Here is a 15,375-nt window from a genome sequence, read left to right as displayed (position 1 = left end):
CTCGTTGAACCGACGGGGCGTGGCGTCGGCGGGGCCGGGAGAGGTTCACTCACTCGGGTGGTTCTGGATGCCCCGGAGGCATTCCGCGAGGTCAAGGGCGATAAAGTTAGGCTTACCTAACTTCTTCTGGGGGTTCGCCTTGTCGCTCGCCGCCGTACCCGCCCAGGCCGCCTCCGGGGCCTCCACCCCCGGGGCACCCGCCACCCTCGGAGGCTCACCCTCCGGCGAGGCCATCCTGCGCCGCCAGCGCGTCCGCGAGTCCGCCGCCCGGACGTACGCCCGCTCCTTCCCGATCGTCCCGGTTCGGGCCAACGGCATGACCGTCGAAGGCGCCGACGGGCGGCGCTACCTCGACTGCCTCTCCGGCGCCGGCACGCTCGCCCTCGGCCACAACCACCCCGTGGTGCTGGAGGCGATCCGCCGCACCCTCGACAGCGGCGCCCCGCTGCACCTGCTCGACCTCGCCACCGCCGAGAAGGACGACTTCACCAGCGCGCTGTTCGAGAGCCTGCCCGCCGAGTTCGCCGCCCGCGCCCGGATCCACTTCTGCGGACCGGCCGGGACGGACGCCGTCGAGGCCGCACTCAAGCTGATGCAGACCGCCACCGGCCGCTCCGGCGCGCTCGCCTTCACCGGCGCCTACCACGGCATGACCGCCGGCGCCCTCGCGCTCACCGGCAACGTCGCCGTCAAGGAGCCGCTGCCCGGCGGCGGCGAGGTCGTCCGGCTGCCCTACCCGTACGGCTACCGCTGCCCGTTCGGGGTCGGCGGGGCGGCCGGTGCCGAACTCGCCGCGACGTACGTGGAACGACTGCTGGACGACCCCTCCGGCGGGGTGGTCCCGCCCGCGGCGATGATCCTGGAGGCCGTACAGGGCGAGGGCGGAGTCGTGCCCGCCCCGGACGGCTGGCTGCGCGAGATGCGCCGGATCACCTCCGAGCGCGGCATCCCGCTGATCGTCGACGAGGTGCAGACCGGCGTCGGGCGCACCGGCGCGATGTGGGCGGTCGAGCACAGCGGCATCGTCCCGGACGCCATGGTGCTCTCCAAGGCCATCGGCGGCAGCCTGCCGCTCGCCGTCGTCGTCTACCGCGAGGACTACGACGGCTGGCGCCCCGGCGCCCACACCGGCACCTTCCGCGGCAACACCCTCGCCATGGCCGCCGGGGCCGCCACCCTGCGGTACGTCGCGGAGCACGGGCTCGCCGAACGGGCCGCCGCGGTCGGCGAGCGGATGGCCGCCCGGCTGCGGGAGCTCGCGGGCGAGCTGCCGGTGATCGGCGACGTGCGCGGGCGCGGGCTGATGCTCGGCGTCGAACTGGTCGACCCGGCGGCCGACGCCGACGCCTGCGGGGCCCGCCCGGCCGATCCGGCGCTCGCCGTGCGGGTGCGGGAGGCCTGCCTGGCCCGGGGACTGATCGTGGAACTCGGCGGACGGCACGACGCGGTGCTGAGGCTGCTGCCGCCGCTCACCATCACCGACGAACAGGTGGCGGCGGTGCTCGACCGGCTGGCGGAGGCGATCGCGGCGGCTTCCGGCGTCTCCCGGGGCGGCGACACCTCCCTGGGCTCCGGCGTCTCCCGGGGTAGCGGCGCCTCCCGGGATGCCGACGCTTCCCGGGGTGCCGAGTGACCGCCGGGTTCGGCGCGGTGCCCGGACTGCCGGGCGAGGAGGTCGCGTTGGACGCACTCGCGGGAGGCGCCGGCGGGCCCGGCGCGCTCGGGCCGCTGCTGGCCACCGTCCTCGACGCGCTCGACGCCGGCGTCGCACTGCGCTCCGGGCCGCTGCCCGCGGGCAGTCCGGCCGAGATCACCGCGTTGGTCGAGGACGGGCTCGCCGGAGCCGACGGGCGGGACGCACTGGCCCAGCTCACCGAACTGCTCGCCTACGGCGCCGCCGACCCCGCCGACCCGGCCTGCGCCGCACACCTGCACTGCCCGCCGCTCGCCGTGGCGGCCGCCGCCGACCTCGCGGTCGGCGCGCTCAACCCCTCGCTGGACTCCTGGGACCAGGCCCCCGCCGCGACCGCCCTCGAAACCGCCCTCCTCGCCGAACTCGCCGAACTGGTCGGCTACCACCGCGGGCGGGCGGCCGGGGTGCTCACCTCGGGCGGCACCGAGTCCAACCTCATGGGACTCATGCTGGCGCGGGACCAGAAGCTCGACGGCATCGTGGAGTTGGACGGGATCCCGGAGGGCGTACGGCCGTGCATCCTCGCCTCCGAGGCCGCGCACTTCTCCGTCCAACGGGCCGCGGCCCTGCTCGGGCTCGGCGAGCGGTCCGTCATCGGCGTGCCGGTCGACCGTGAACTCCGGATGCTGCCGAAGGAGTTGGAGCGGGCCATGGCCGAGGCCAGCTGGTCCGGGCGGACCCCGATCGCCGTCGTCGCCACTGCCGGAACCACCGACACCGGCGCCGTTGACCCGCTGCACGCCGCCGCAGACCTGGCCGGGCGCTACGGCGCCTGGCTCCACGTCGACGCCGCGTACGGCGGCGGCGCGCTGCTCTCCGACCGGCTCGCCCCGCTGCTCGACGGCATCGCCCGCGCCGACTCGGTCTCCCTCGACTGGCACAAACTCGGCTGGCAGCCCGCGGCCGCCGGGATCTTCCTGGTCCGGCGAGCCGAGACCTACGTCTCGCTGGCCCGCCGCGCCGAGTACCTCAACCCGGTGGACGACGAACGGGCCGGCTACCCCAGCCTGCTCGGCCGCTCGCTGCGCACCACCCGCCGGGCCGACGCCTTCAAACTCGCCGTCACCCTGCGCACCCTCGGCCGTGACGGACTCGGTCGGCTGGTCGACGCCTGCCACGCCCTGGCCCTGGCGGCGGCCGCCGCCGTCCGCGCCGAGCCCGCGCTCGAACTGCACGCCGAGCCGGAGCTCACCGTGCTGCTGTTCCGCTACCGGCCGCCGGGCCTGACGGACGAGGCCGCGATCGACGAGGTGAACGGACGGCTGCGGCGGCTGCTGCTGCGCACCGGGCGTGCGGTGGTCGGGCGCACGGAGCTGCCGGGGGAGGGGGCGGGGCGGGTGCGGTTGAAGCTCACGCTGCTCAATCCGCACACCACGGCGGGGGAGGTGGGGGCGTTGCTGCGGGAGGTGGTCGGCGCCGGGCGCAAGGTGGCGGGGGACCGGGCGGGGTAGGGCGGTCGCGGGCCGGGGCCGGGACCGGGGCCGATGGGGCGGAGTGGGGGGCGGGGCCGGTGGGCCGGAACCGGCGGGGCGGAGTCAGGCGCCGAGGAGGATGCCCCGGGTGAGCTCCCAGGTGTGCGGGTCGGCGGCGACCAGCAGGCCGTCCTCGCAGCCCGGGGCCTCGGGACGGTAGGGGGTGCCGTCGAAGCGGGCGGAGACGCCGCCGGCCTCGGTGACCAGCAGGGAGCCGGGGGCGTGGTCCCAGGGGAGGGTGCGCCAGTAGAGGATGAAGTCGCACCGGCCCTCGGCGACGTCGGGGTACTCCACCCCGGCGGCGCTCCGGCCGGGGGAGGTCGCGCCGAAGGCCGAGCGGTTGGCCTCCAGCCGGCGGCGGTGGTCCGGGTCGAGGAAGCGGCTCTTCAGGATGCCGGACAGCTCGGCGGGGTCGGCCGGCGCCGGCGGGCGGGTCAGGCGGACGCCGTCGCGCCAGGCGCCGGCGCCCAGTTCGGCGCGGTAGGCGGTGGCGGTGGAGGGCTGCCAGATCCACGAGGCGACGGTCCGGCCGGTGCGGACGAGGGAGCACATCACGGCGTAGTCAGGGCGGCCGGCGACGAAGTTGGAGGTGCCGTCCACCGGGTCGACCAGCCAGACAGCCGGTTCGTCACGGATGGCCAGGGCGAGCTCCGGGTCGGCGGCGACGGCCTCCTCGCCGACCACCGGGACGGGGAGCAGTTCGCGCAGGCGGCGGGTGATGATGACCTCGGCCTCGCGGTCGGCGACGGTCACGATCTCGCCGGGAGCCTTCTCCATCACCTCGCCGGCCGCCAGCGCCCGGAAGCGCGGCTCGACCGCCTCGGCCGACGCCTCGGCGAGTATCTCGGCCACCTTGTCCATCAGCACGTTCGCGCTCCCTTCGCTGCCTACCACTCTCGCACGAGCGAGTGGAGGGGGTGTCGGCGGACAGGGTTGGCGAACAGCTGACAGACGACAGATAACAGCGAACAGATAACAGATTTCGAAATCTGTTATCTGTTCGCTGTTATCTGTTCACTGTTCGTTGCGGGCCGTTCGCCGCGTCCGCACGTCACCGCCTTCCGGTTGCTCCACCACTACGTCTGGTCGGCCTGTCTGCTCATAGCCGGCCCCTGGCACCTCGCCCGGCGGGTCCCCCTCCTCGACCCCGCCGACCTCTGGCTGCACGCCCCCACCGGCGAGTTGGCACTGCGACCGCGCGGCCACGTCACCCTCCCCGGCGACGACGAACTGCGCGCCGAGCTGCGGGCCGCCGTGGTCGCCCACGTCGAACCGCTGCTCGCCGCCTTCGCCAAACCCGCCCGGCGCCGCGACCGCGCGCTCTGGGGCATGGTGACCGACGACCTCGCCTCCGCCGTCTGGTACCTCGGCCGGATGCTCGGCGAGCGGAGCACCGGCCCGGACGGGGCCGAGGAGGCCGCGGCCGTCGCCGCCGCCGGGGCCCTGCTGCCCGGCGGCACCCAGCCGCTGCCGGGCGCCGCCGGCTTCCGCCGACTGCGCGCCCCGGACGGCCGCGAGCACCACACCCGCACCCGGCTCGGCTGCTGCCTCCACTACGCGGTCGAGCCGGGTACCGCCACGTGCCTGACCTGCCCGCGCACCACCGACGAGGAGCGGCTGCAACGGCTGTGACGGTCGGTCCGGGGACGCGCGAATCGGGCGGACGGCCGTCGGCGGTACGGGTTAGGCTCCCCGGCATGATCGATTCGACGATGCGGGTCCGGATCGCCCGTCCCTCCCGCGACATCGCGGCGGCCGAGCGCTTCTACGTCGGCGGCCTCGGCCTCGACGTGCAGTGGCGCAGCACCGAGCGGGTGCCCGGCAAGCACGACCTGCTGATGGTCGGCCCGTCCGGCGGCAGCTGGCACTTCGAGCTGACCCACGACCCGGAGCACCCGGTGGAGCCGACCCCGACGGTGGACGACCTGTTCGTCGTCTACCTCGCCGCACCGGTCGACGAGGCCCTGGTCGCCCGGCTGGAGGCCCACGGCGGCACCCGGGTCAAGGCCCACAACCCCTACTGGGGCGAGCACGGTGTGACGGTGGCCGACCCGGACGGCTACCTGCTGGTGCTCTGCTCGCGCGGCTGGGACGTCTGACCGGGCCGCCCGCCGCCTCCGCCCTCGCCGCCTCCGCCCTCGCCACCTCCGCCCTCGCTCCGGTCGGCGCCGTCACCACCGCCCCCACCGTCACCGTGGTCTCCGCCAGTGCGCAGCACCGCCACACCCCGGTCCAGGTCCACGCCGAAGTGCGGCGGTGCTCCGACCTGCGTGTCGTCCCGTCGGGACAGTTGCTCCCGCCGCTGCTCGATCTGCACCCGCTTGCCCGGGCTGAAGAGCGCGTGCAGCTCGTCCAGCCCGCCGCCCGCCCCCACCCCGACCCCGGGGCCGCGTTCCCGACGGCGCGGCGAGGACTCGCCCCAGACCTGCCAGGCCGCCAGCAGCACCAGTCCGACCCCCGCCGCCACCGCGCACGCCACGCCCACGATCAGCCCCATGCCCCGTTCAACGCCGCGCCGCCGCACGGGCGTTCCCGTGGCGGCGGCCGGTGTCGGGCGGATTTTGGCCCACCGGCTAGGCTGCCCGCGGACCCTAAGGAGAGCCCTCACCATGATCGTGCGCGGAACCCACGTGGACATCCCGACGGCCGACGGCACCGCCGACGCCTACCTCGCCCACCCCGACGACGGCCGGGCCCACCCGGGCGTCCTGCTCTACCAGGACGCCTTCGGCCTCCGGCCGCACCTGCGGGACATGGCCGACCGGCTCGCCGCGGCCGGGTACACCGTCCTCGTCCCCAACGTCTACTACCGCAACGGCCGTGCGCCGCTGGTCGAGCTGCCGGAGCTGATCGACATCGAGCACGGCGAGGAGCTCTTCGCCAAGCTCGGCCCGCTGCTCGCCACCCTCACCCCGGAGACGACCGCCCGCGACGCGGAGGCCTTCCTGGCCTGGTTCGCCGAGTCCCCGCTGGTCCAGGACGGCCCGGTCGGCGTCACCGGCTACTGCCGCGGCGCCGTCCTCGCGCTGCGCACCGCCGCCGACCACCCGGACCGGATCGCCGCCGCGGCGGGCTTCCACGGCGGCAGCCTCGCCACCGACGCCCCGGACAGCCCGCACCTGGGCGCCCCCCAGATCACCGCCGAGCTGTACTTCGGCCACGCCGACCAGGACCCCTCGATGTCGCCGGAGCAGGCCGACCGGCTCGCCGAGGCCCTCACCGCCGCCGGGGTCCGCTTCCGGGCCGAGGTCTACGAGGGCGCCACGCACGGCTACACCCAGCGCGACACCACCCGCTACGACGCGGCCGGCGACGACCGCCACTGGGCCGCGCTGCTCGACCTGCTGAAGCGGACGCTGTCGGCCTAGCCGACCGCCGCGGACGGACAGAGGGGGGCCGAACGTGCAGGGCAAGTGGAACCACCAGGTCGGCCGGCCGGACCTGCCGGGCGTCCAGGAGGCCATCGCGCAGGCGCTGGCCGACCGGACCCCTGGCGGGGTGCGGCCCGGTGAACTCGACCGGGGCGGACGGGCGTTGCGCTGGCTGGAGGCCGGGCACGGCGGTGTGGCGCCGGTGGTCCTGATCGCGGGTAGTGGCAGCTCCGGTCTCACCTGGGCCCCGGTGCTGCCCGAACTCGCTCGGCACGGCCGGGTGGTGGCGTACGACCGGGCCGGTCTCGGTGCCAGCGAGCCGGACCGTGCCCCCGGCCCGACGCTGGACGGACAGCTCGCGGACCTGGCCGCCCTGGTGCGGCACCTGGGTGCTGGTCCGGCCGTCCTGGTCGGGCACAGCTGGGGCGGCCTGCTGGCCCAACTCCTCGCCTGGAAACGGCCGGAGCTGGTGGCCGGCCTCGTCCTGGTGGACCCGACGCACGAGGAGTTCAGGCCGCGCGCGATCAGTGCCGCGGAGGCGGTGCTGAACCGGATCTGGCTGTTTCGCACGGCACTGGCACCCGCCGCACGGGATCAGGGCGAGGCCCTCGACCGGGCCGAGGCGGCCGTCATCGCCCACCCCCACCAGCGGCGGACCATCCTCGCCGAGAACCGGTTGACGGACCTCGTCGTCCCGGAACTGCGTCGGCGGCGCGCCGCCGGTCGGCTGCCGGACGTCCCGGTGAGGGTGCTGAGCGCGACGGTGGGGCTGCCCCGCACCATGCGCGAGCGCTGGACGGCGATGCAGGCGTGGATCGCGACCGGTGCCACCCTGGGGGAGCACATCGTGGTGCCCGGCGCCGGCCACGCCGTCCACGAGGACCGGCCGCAGGCGGTCATCGCGGCCGTCCTGGAGGTGTCCGACCACGCTCGATACGCCCGGAACTCCTGAACATCGCAACCCCCTTCTGCATGGCGGGCCCTCTAACAGACCGTCGCTCGGCGGACAAGAGGGCCCGGTGGCGGGACCTCGCCATCGGCGTGTCAAGGGTGCGTATGGAAAGTTCTACAGGGATGTAAAAGTCGATCGACCGCCGATCGGCGTCGGTCGCCGAACCCGGGCCCGACGACCGATCGGCCGTCGGCGCAGGCCCCCGGTAGTGGTTCGGGCGGTAACCCATCGCGTGACTGGGTGAATCGTCCCGATTCGCCCGGCAGTTGGATCACTTTACCTACTGGCGGGACCTGGCCAACAACTGAGGCAGACCTGTCATTTCACCTGCTGGATTGTCATGCTTCTGGTCATCCCCCAGCGGTAGCCCCCACCCCCACCCCTTGGTGGCGATCCGCTCGACCGCACGGGGTTCCAGCACGTCAGCGCCCGTTCCGCCCCACAGGTGCCGACCCGGCCCCCGGGACGCGGCGCGACCGCGCCCACACGCGGTTTCCCGGAAGGACTCGTACGTGAAGCGAAAGCTCGCGGCTGTCGCCGTACTGTCGGCCACCGCCCTGTTGACCGGTGTCGTCCAGGTGAGCACCTCCGTCGCCCAGGCGTCCCCCGCCGCCCCCTCGCTGCAGGCGCAGGCCGCCCAGCAGCACGCGGCCGTGCTCGCGGTGGCGAACGGCCAGGCCGGCCCGGTGGCGAAGGCGCTGGCGCTCGGCAGCCAGGAGAAGCTGGTGGCCAAGGACGCCGTCGTCGACCGGGACGGCACCCGGCACCTGCGCTACGAGCGCACCTACGCAGGCCTGCCCGTCATCGGCGGCGACCTGGTCGTCCACCAGAAGGCCGACGGTGCGGTGAAGTCGGTCAACAAGGCGGTCTCCGCCCGGATCGCGCTGCCGAGCCTCACCCCGCGGATCCCGGCCGACCAGGCCGCCGCCGGTGCGACCGGCGCCGTCAAGGCCACCGTCGGGGTGACCGTCGACTCGGACGAGTCCCCGCTGGCCGACGTCCACCAGGCCGGCACGCCCGAACTGGTCGTCTGGGCCACCGACGGCAACCCGCGCCTGGCGTACCGGACCACGGTCCAGGGCGTGCGCGCCGACGGCACCCCGAGCAGCCAGATCCTGATCACCGACGCCTCCGACGGCAAGGTCCTCTCCACCCACGAGACGATCGAGACCGCCGCCGGCACCGGCACCGGCGTCTTCGTCGGCCAGGTCCCGCTCACCACCAACCAGAACGGCTCGCAGTTCGAACTGAAGGACAGCAGCCGCGGCGGCCAGTCCACCAGCGATCTGAACAACGGCACCTCGGGCAACGGCTCGCTGTTCGCCAACACCAGCAACACCTTCGGCGACGGCACCGTCAACAACCGCGAATCCGCCGCCGTGGACGCCCAGTTCGGCGCCGCCACCACCTGGGACTTCTACAAGAACACCTTCGGCCGCAACGGCATCCGCAACGACGGCGTCGGCGCCCTCAGCCGGGTGCACTACGGCTCCAACTACGTCAACGCGTTCTGGGACGACAGCTGCTTCTGCATGTCGTACGGCGACGGCAACAACAACACCGCGCCGCTCACCGAGATCGACGTGGCCGGCCACGAGATGAGCCACGGCGTCACCGCCGCGACCGCCAACCTGAACTACGCGGGCGAGTCCGGCGGCCTCAACGAGGCCACCTCCGACATCATGGGCACCATGGTCGAGTGGTACGCCAACCTGCCCTCGAACCCGCCGAACTACTGGATCGGCGAGCTGATCAACCTGCGCGGCGACGGCAGCCCGCTGCGCTACCTGGACCAGCCGAGCAAGGACGGCGCCTCCGCCGACTACTGGGACGCCAACGTCGGCAACCTGGACGTGCACTACTCGTCCGGTGTGGCCAACCACTTCTTCTACCTGCTCTCCGAGGGCAGCGGCGCGAAGAGCATCAACGGGTTCAACTACAACAGCCCGACGTACGACAACTCGACGCTCGCGGGCATCGGACGCGACAAGGCCGCGCAGATCTGGTACCGCGCGCTGACCACGTACTTCACCTCCACCACCGACTACGCGGGTGCCCGGGCAGCCACCCTGAGCGCGGCGTCGGACCTGTACGGCGCGAACAGCGCGGAGTACAACGCGGTCGCGGCCACCTGGACCGCGGTCAACGTCAACTGACTCGGGCCTGAACCGGGTCGGGCCCGAGTTGGGCGGGCCCGGCCCGGGACGCGTCCGAGCGGGGCCCGGCCGGACTGTGGGTGCCGACCGGTCGGGCCTGACGGCGGGGGCGACGGTGTGCGGACCACTCGTCGCCCCCGCCGTCGCGCGTTCCGCGTCACCCGCCCCCCGCCGCCAGGTCCTTCCGGATCTGGTCCAGGATCAGCCCGGCCCCCGTGTAGCCGATGCCGAGCATCCACAGGTTGTCGTCCACCTGGAACACCCGCCCGCTGCGGACGGCGTCCAGGTTCCTCCACAGCGCACCCTCGGTGATCCTGCCCTGGTCGGACTTCGCCACGTCCCCGTACACCGAGTAGAAGATGACGTCGGCCGCCGCCTGGTCCACCTGCTCGGGGCTGATCTCCAGCGAGAACCCCGGTTTGTCCTGGTTGGCCGGGCGGCCCAGCCCCACGTCCTTGAAGAGCGAGCCGACGAAGGTGTCGTTGAGGTAGAGCCGGGTGGGTGCGCCGGCCAGGAAGCGGGCCATCTCGACCCGGGTGGCCGCCGCCCTGGCCGGTCCGCCGAGCGCCGTGACCAGGTCCCTCAGCTTCGTCCGGTACGCCTCGTCCGCCGCCCCGGCCTCGGCCTGGCGGCCCATCGCCTCGGCGTGCAGCCGGACGTTCTCCTTCCAGGTCGGCCCGGTCGTCCCGGACAGCACGGTCGGCGCGATCCTGGACAGCTCCGCGTACCGCTTGTCGTCCCGGACCTGGTTGCCGAGGATGAGGTCCGGCCGCAGCGCGGCGATCGCCTCCAGGTTGGGCTGGCCGATCACGCCGACCGCCTTCGTCCCGGCCAGTCGCGCGGCCGGGAGGTACCCGGGGAAGGGGGCTCCCTGGCTGACCGTGGTGGCGCCGACCGGGCTGAGGCCGAGGGTGACCACCGAGTCCAGCGCGTCGGTGTCCAGCGCCACCACCCGGCCGGCCCGGGCCGGTACGGTGCTCTCCCCGCGCGCGTGCCGGACGGTCCGGGTGCCGCCGGAGGCCGACGAACCGCCGTTCGGCGCGGGGGAGTCGGCCCCGCAGGCGGCGAGTGCGAGGCCCGGGGCGAGCCCGGCGGCGAGGCCGAGTGCGGCGCGGCGGCTGAGGGGTCGGGGCATCAGCGGCTCCTCCAACGGGCGGTCGGGGCGCGGGAATCCCTGCCCGCGCAGGAGCCCCGCTACGCCTCCGGGCCGTACTCCCGTCGCTGGCGCAGCAGTTCGGCGTACTCGGCGCGAACCCGGCGGTCCATCGCCAGGGTGAACTGGGCGTCGGCGACGGTGCGGGCGATGGGCCGGACCCGCAGGATGCGCTCGGTCAGCCGGGCCGCCTCGCCGGGGGCCAGCGGGGTCTCGCCGGAGAGCGCGCTGAGCAGGTGCTCGCCGACCACCTCGATGAAGATCTCGGCGATCGCGTCGACGTGCTCCCGGGTGCGCCGGCTGGCGTCCAGCACCGCGGCGAGCGGCACGCCCTCGGCGACCAGTTCGGTGGTGGCGTCCATCAGCCGGCGGCTGACATGGGTGATCCCGTCCTCCTCGACCGTGATGTAGCCCTGGGCGATCGACTCGGCGGTGTTCTCCTCGGTGAGCTGGTCCCCGAAGGCGGCCTTCAGCTCGTCCCAGTCCATCCGTACCGGGGTCTCGTCCGACCACGGGGCGACGATCGCCGCCTCCAGCCCGATCAGCTCGGCGACGTCCCGACCGCTCTCGCCGGCGCCGATCAGTTCGGCGATCCCGCCCAGGGTGTGGCCGCGTTCGAGGAGTTCGCCGATCATCCGCAGCCGGGCCAGGTGCTCCTCGCCGTACCAGGCGATGCGGCCCTCCTTGCGGGGCGGCGGGAGCAGTTTGCGCTCGCGGTAGAAGCGCAGGGTGCGGGTGGTGATCCCGGCCGCCTCGGCCAGTTCCTCCACCCGGTACTCGCGTTTTCTGTCGTCCGCAGCAGCTCTGACCTTGTCCACGGCGATCAGCATAGGTGTGTCCGGTCGCTCGGGCTCCTCCGGGATTTCGCCGGAATCCGGGCTGTCGCGCTCCTTCCATCCGGTGTCGGCACGGGCTACCCTGCCAATCATGCCAGTGATTACTGGCGCGATTGGCAGGGTCCCGGGGCGGGGTCCCCGGGGGTCCCGGGGCAGGACCCCGGGAGGTTCCGGGGCCGTGGCCCCGGACGAGCGCGACGACCACCGCCCCACCCTCAGGAGGAGGCCGCATGGCATCCAGCAGCAAGCGCCCCCGGTCCGGCGCGTCGGAAGCGGCCGACGCCCGCGCTGCGCAGGAGAACGTCCCGCACGTCCGGGTGGCGGTGATCGGCTCGGGCTTCGGCGGCCTGGGCGCCGGCGTCCGGCTGCGCCGCGCCGGGATCACCGACTTCGTCATCCTGGAGCGCGCGGACTCCGTCGGCGGCACCTGGCGCGACAACAGCTACCCCGGCTGCGCCTGCGACGTCCCCTCGCACCTCTACTCCTTCTCCTTCGCGCCCAACCCGGACTGGCCGCGCAGCTTCTCCGGCCAGCCCGACATCCGCGCCTACCTGGAGAAGGTCGCCACCGTCTTCGGCCTCCGCCCGCACCTGCGCTTCAACGCCGAAGTGCTGGAAGCGCGTTGGGAGAGCGAGCAGACCCGCTGGCGGATCACCACCGCGGTCGGCCAGTGGACCGCCGACGCCCTCGTCTCCGCCGCCGGACCGCTCGCCGACCCGCAGATCCCCGACCTGCCCGGCCTGAGCTCCTTCCCCGGCAAGGTCTTCCACTCCTCCCGCTGGGACCACGACTACGACCTGGCGGGCAAGCGCGTCGCGATGGTCGGCACCGGCGCCTCCGCCGCCCAGATCATTCCGGCGATCCAGCCCGTGGTCGGCAAGCTGACGGTCTTCCAGCGCACCCCGGCCTGGGTCCTGCCGCGTCGCGACCGCGAGATCACCCAGCTGGAGAGGTGGCTGCACGGCCGCGTACCGGCCACCACCAAGATCCGCCGGGGAGCCCTCTTCGCCCTCCGCGAGCTCCAGGTCGATGCCTTCGTCCGCCACCCCGGGCTGCTGCGCGCGGTCCAGCGGATCGCCGAACGCCACATCGCCCAGGGCGTCCCGGACCCGGCGCTGCGCGCCCGGCTCACCCCGGACTACCGGATCGGCTGCAAGCGCATCCTGCTCAGCAACACCTACTACCCGGCGCTCGCCGCCCCCAACGCGGAGGTCGTCTCCTCCGGCCTGCGCGAACTGCGCGGCTCCACCCTGGTGGCTGCCGACGGCAGCGAGCACGAGGTGGACGCCATCGTCTTCGGCACCGGCTTCCACACCACCGACATGCCCATCGGCGCCCGGGTGTTCGGAGCCGACGGGCGGAGTCTGGCCGAGGAGTGGAAGGACGGCATGGAGGCGCTGCGCGGCTCGACGGTGCGCGGCTTCCCGAACCTCTTCTTCGTGATCGGCCCCAACACCGGTCTCGGCAACAGCTCGATGATTCTCATGATCGAGTCCCAACTGAACTACCTGATCGACGCGTTGGCCACACTGGACTCGGTCGGCGCCGCCGCGATGCAGCCCACCGCGCGTGCCCAGCGGCAGTGGAACCTCGAACTGCAGCACCGGATGGACCGCACCGTCTGGACCACCGGCGGCTGCATCAGCTGGTACCTGGACCCGAACGGCAAGAACACCCTGCTGTGGCCCGGTTCCACCACCTCCTTCCGCCGCGCCACCCGCAAGGTCGACCTCGGCGAGTACGAGCTGGTCATGCGCGGCGCGCCGATCGCCTCCCGCGCCGCCCAGGAGGTGACGGCGTGAGCGCCCCCCAGCTGCCCCCGGAGTACGTGCCGCCCACGCCCGTCGAGGAGTTGAGCGTCCGGTCGGCGGAGGGGATCCGGCTGCACGTCGAGATCCACGGCCGGCCCGACGCGCCCACCGTGGTGCTCGCGCACGGCTGGACCTGCTCGACGGCCTTCTGGGCTCCGGTGATCCGCCGGCTGTCCGACCGCTACCGGGTGGTGGCCTACGACCAGCGCGGACACGGACGCAGCGAGATCCCGCCGAGCCGGGCCCGCTACTCCACCCGGGCGCTCGCCGAGGACCTGGCCGCCGTGCTCAAGCGGACCGTCCCGGCGGGGGAGCGGGCCGTACTGGCCGGGCACAGCATGGGCGGGATGACCATCATGGCCGCCGGCGGCCGCCCCGAGATCGCCGAGCGCACCGCCGCCAACGTGCTGATCTCCACCGGCCCGGGCGAACTGGTCGCCGAAGTCGCCGTCCTGCCGGAGATCGTACGGTCCGCGGGTGTGCGGCGCTTCCTGCACCGGCGGCTGCTGCGCTCCCGGATGCCGCTCGGGCCGGTCACTCCGGCCAGCCGGGCGGCACTCAAGTACGCGACCATGGGGCCGAGTTCATCTGCCGGGCAGGTCGAGGCGATGGCTCGGATCGTGCACGCCTGCCCGACGGTGGTGCGCGCCCGCTGGGCCTGGGTGCTCGAACACCTCGACGTGCACGCCGGGCTCGGCCGGATCGCCGCGCCCACCGCCGTGGTGGTCGGTACCGCGGACCGGCTGACCCCGCAGGTGCACGCCCACCGGATCGTCGCCGAACTCGCCGACTCGCAGGGGCTGTTGCTGCTGCCCGGGGCGGGTCACATGGCGCCGCTGGAGCGCCCGGTGGAGATCGCCGCCGAGATCCACCGGATGGCGGCCGCCCACCTGGCCGGGGCCGGCGCCGCCGCCACCGCTTCCGTCGCGCCCGCGGCTTCCGCCGCTCCCGTCGTCGAGAGGACCACCGCCGCATGAACGCCATCCCGCCGCTGTCCGCGCAGGTCGTGGTGGTCACCGGGGCCGCCCGCGGGGTCGGGGCCTCGTTGGCCCGCACCCTGGCCCGGCGCGGGGCCAAGGTCGCGCTGCTGGGGCTGGAGCCGGAGGAGCTCAAGGCCGTTGCCGCGCAGTGCGGCGCACACGCGACCAGCTGGGAGGTGGACGTCACCGACCTGGAGGCGCTCGGTGACGCCGCCCGCCGGATCAAGGAGCACTACGGCCGGATCGACACCGTGGTCGCCAACGCCGGGATCGCCATCGGCGGACCGCTGACCGACAGCGACCACCGGGCGTTCAGCCGGGTCATCGAGGTCAACCTGCTCGGCAGCGTCGCCACCGCGCGGGCCTTCCTGCCGGCGTTGGCGGAGAGTCGCGGCTACCTGCTGCAGATCGCCTCGCTCGCCGCGCTGACGCCCGCGCCGCTGATGAGCGCGTACTGCGCGAGCAAGTCCGGGGTGGAGGCCTTCGCCCACTCCCTTCGCGCCGAGGTGGCCTACCAGGGGGTCAAGGTCGGGGTGGGGTACCTCAGCTGGACCGACACCGACATGGTGCGCGGGGCCGACGAGGACGCCGTGCTGAAGCAGATGCGCAGCCGACTGCCGTGGCCCGCCAACAAGACGTACCCGCTGGAGCCCGCGGTGGACCGGATCGTCGCCGGGATCGCCCGCCGGTCCGCCCATGTGTACGCCCAGCCCTGGCTGCGCGGCATGCAGCCGGTGCGCTGGCTGCTGCCGAGCCTGATCGCGGTGGTCGGCTCGCGCGACGTCGCCAGGATCGCTCCGCAGCTCGCCGCCACCGCCGCCAGTCGCCTGCGGGCCGTCGGGGCCGGGGGTGCCGCGGACACGGTTGCTCGGGGGAGCCGGGCGGGCGTGGACGGCTGACGGGCTTCGGCTGACCGATGGCGGATGACGGGTAACAGCTGACAACTGACAG

At 74.0% G+C, this 15,375-nt stretch carries 14 protein-coding genes; 10 read left to right on the top strand and 4 right to left on the bottom strand.

The features are described 5' to 3' along the window. Positions 1-139: 139 nt before the first annotated feature. Positions 140-1,633, top strand: coding sequence for a diaminobutyrate--2-oxoglutarate transaminase (locus tag RZ50_RS26025; RefSeq protein ID WP_374199985.1), 1,494 nt, complete (start codon positions 140-142; stop codon positions 1,631-1,633). Next, the gene (locus tag RZ50_RS26020) at positions 1,630-3,144 is read left to right on the top strand and encodes a pyridoxal-dependent decarboxylase (RefSeq protein WP_308272271.1); all 1,515 of its coding nucleotides are present in this window, start codon (positions 1,630-1,632) and stop codon (positions 3,142-3,144) included. Before RZ50_RS26025 ends, RZ50_RS26020 begins: the two co-directional genes overlap by 4 nt. An 84-nt stretch (positions 3,145-3,228) precedes the next feature. Here the strand turns inward: RZ50_RS26020 and RZ50_RS26015 are convergent, their stop codons facing one another. Next, the gene (locus RZ50_RS26015) at positions 3,229-4,026 is read right to left on the bottom strand and encodes an inositol monophosphatase family protein (protein WP_254803265.1); all 798 of its coding nucleotides are present in this window, start codon (positions 4,024-4,026) and stop codon (positions 3,229-3,231) included. A 204-nt stretch (positions 4,027-4,230) separates the two neighbouring features. Between RZ50_RS26015 and RZ50_RS26010 the strand changes: the two genes are divergently transcribed. Together RZ50_RS26010 and RZ50_RS26005 are read left to right on the top strand one after the other, a co-directional pair. Then, the gene (locus tag RZ50_RS26010; RefSeq protein ID WP_196947602.1) at positions 4,231-4,797 is read left to right on the top strand and encodes a (2Fe-2S)-binding protein; all 567 of its coding nucleotides are present in this window, start codon (positions 4,231-4,233) and stop codon (positions 4,795-4,797) included. A 65-nt stretch (positions 4,798-4,862) separates the two neighbouring features. After that, on the top strand, positions 4,863-5,264 hold the full coding sequence (locus tag RZ50_RS26005) for a VOC family protein (RefSeq protein WP_196947601.1): 402 nt from the start codon (positions 4,863-4,865) through the stop codon (positions 5,262-5,264). On the opposite strand, the gene RZ50_RS26000 is transcribed toward RZ50_RS26005, so the two are convergent. Then, positions 5,225-5,662 carry a DUF6191 domain-containing protein gene (locus RZ50_RS26000; RefSeq protein WP_196947600.1) on the bottom strand — a complete coding sequence of 146 codons (438 nt, stop codon included), beginning with the start codon at positions 5,660-5,662 and terminating at the stop codon, positions 5,225-5,227. The genes RZ50_RS26005 and RZ50_RS26000 overlap by 40 nt on opposite strands. Positions 5,663-5,774: 112 nt before the next feature. Between RZ50_RS26000 and RZ50_RS25995 the strand changes: the two genes are divergently transcribed. The 3 genes from RZ50_RS25995 to RZ50_RS25985 all read left to right on the top strand — a co-directional run bounded on the left by RZ50_RS25995 (position 5,775) and on the right by RZ50_RS25985 (position 9,644). Next, positions 5,775-6,533, top strand: coding sequence for a dienelactone hydrolase family protein (locus tag RZ50_RS25995; RefSeq protein WP_196947599.1), 759 nt, complete (start codon positions 5,775-5,777; stop codon positions 6,531-6,533). A 34-nt stretch (positions 6,534-6,567) separates the two neighbouring features. Then, entirely contained in the window at positions 6,568-7,488 is a 921-nt protein-coding gene (locus tag RZ50_RS25990) for an alpha/beta fold hydrolase (protein WP_196947598.1), read from the top strand. A gap of 512 nt (positions 7,489-8,000) precedes the next feature. Next, positions 8,001-9,644, top strand: coding sequence for a M4 family metallopeptidase (locus RZ50_RS25985; protein ID WP_196947597.1), 1,644 nt, complete (start codon positions 8,001-8,003; stop codon positions 9,642-9,644). A gap of 157 nt (positions 9,645-9,801) precedes the next feature. Here RZ50_RS25985 and RZ50_RS25980 read toward each other — a convergent pair whose 3' ends face one another. Continuing rightward, the gene (locus RZ50_RS25980; RefSeq protein WP_196947596.1) at positions 9,802-10,779 is read right to left on the bottom strand and encodes an ABC transporter substrate-binding protein; all 978 of its coding nucleotides are present in this window, start codon (positions 10,777-10,779) and stop codon (positions 9,802-9,804) included. Positions 10,780-10,838: 59 nt separating this feature from the next. Next, on the bottom strand, positions 10,839-11,615 hold the full coding sequence (locus tag RZ50_RS25975; RefSeq protein ID WP_308272268.1) for a MerR family transcriptional regulator: 777 nt from the start codon (positions 11,613-11,615) through the stop codon (positions 10,839-10,841). Between the two features lie 248 nt (positions 11,616-11,863). On the opposite strand from RZ50_RS25975, the gene RZ50_RS25970 reads away from it, so the two are divergent. From RZ50_RS25970 to RZ50_RS25960, 3 genes are read left to right on the top strand one after another with little or no spacing between them, the layout of a single operon-like run. Next, a complete protein-coding gene (locus RZ50_RS25970) occupies positions 11,864-13,435 on the top strand; it encodes an NAD(P)/FAD-dependent oxidoreductase (protein ID WP_196947594.1) in 1,572 nt (523 codons plus the stop codon). Next, positions 13,432-14,421 (top strand): alpha/beta fold hydrolase, encoded by a 990-nt coding sequence (locus RZ50_RS25965; RefSeq protein WP_196947593.1) that lies wholly within the window; start codon positions 13,432-13,434, stop codon positions 14,419-14,421. Before RZ50_RS25970 ends, RZ50_RS25965 begins: the two co-directional genes overlap by 4 nt. Continuing rightward, on the top strand, positions 14,418-15,323 hold the full coding sequence (locus RZ50_RS25960) for an SDR family oxidoreductase (RefSeq protein ID WP_196947592.1): 906 nt from the start codon (positions 14,418-14,420) through the stop codon (positions 15,321-15,323). Before RZ50_RS25965 ends, RZ50_RS25960 begins: the two co-directional genes overlap by 4 nt. Positions 15,324-15,375 lie beyond the last annotated feature (52 nt).

Origin of the sequence: Kitasatospora sp. SUK 42 (assembly GCF_015776785.2) — a bacterium.
In the GTDB taxonomy this organism is placed as follows: domain Bacteria; phylum Actinomycetota; class Actinomycetes; order Streptomycetales; family Streptomycetaceae; genus Kitasatospora.
Note: the sequence above shows the minus strand (reverse complement) of the source record. Positions and strands in the feature narration are given on the sequence as shown.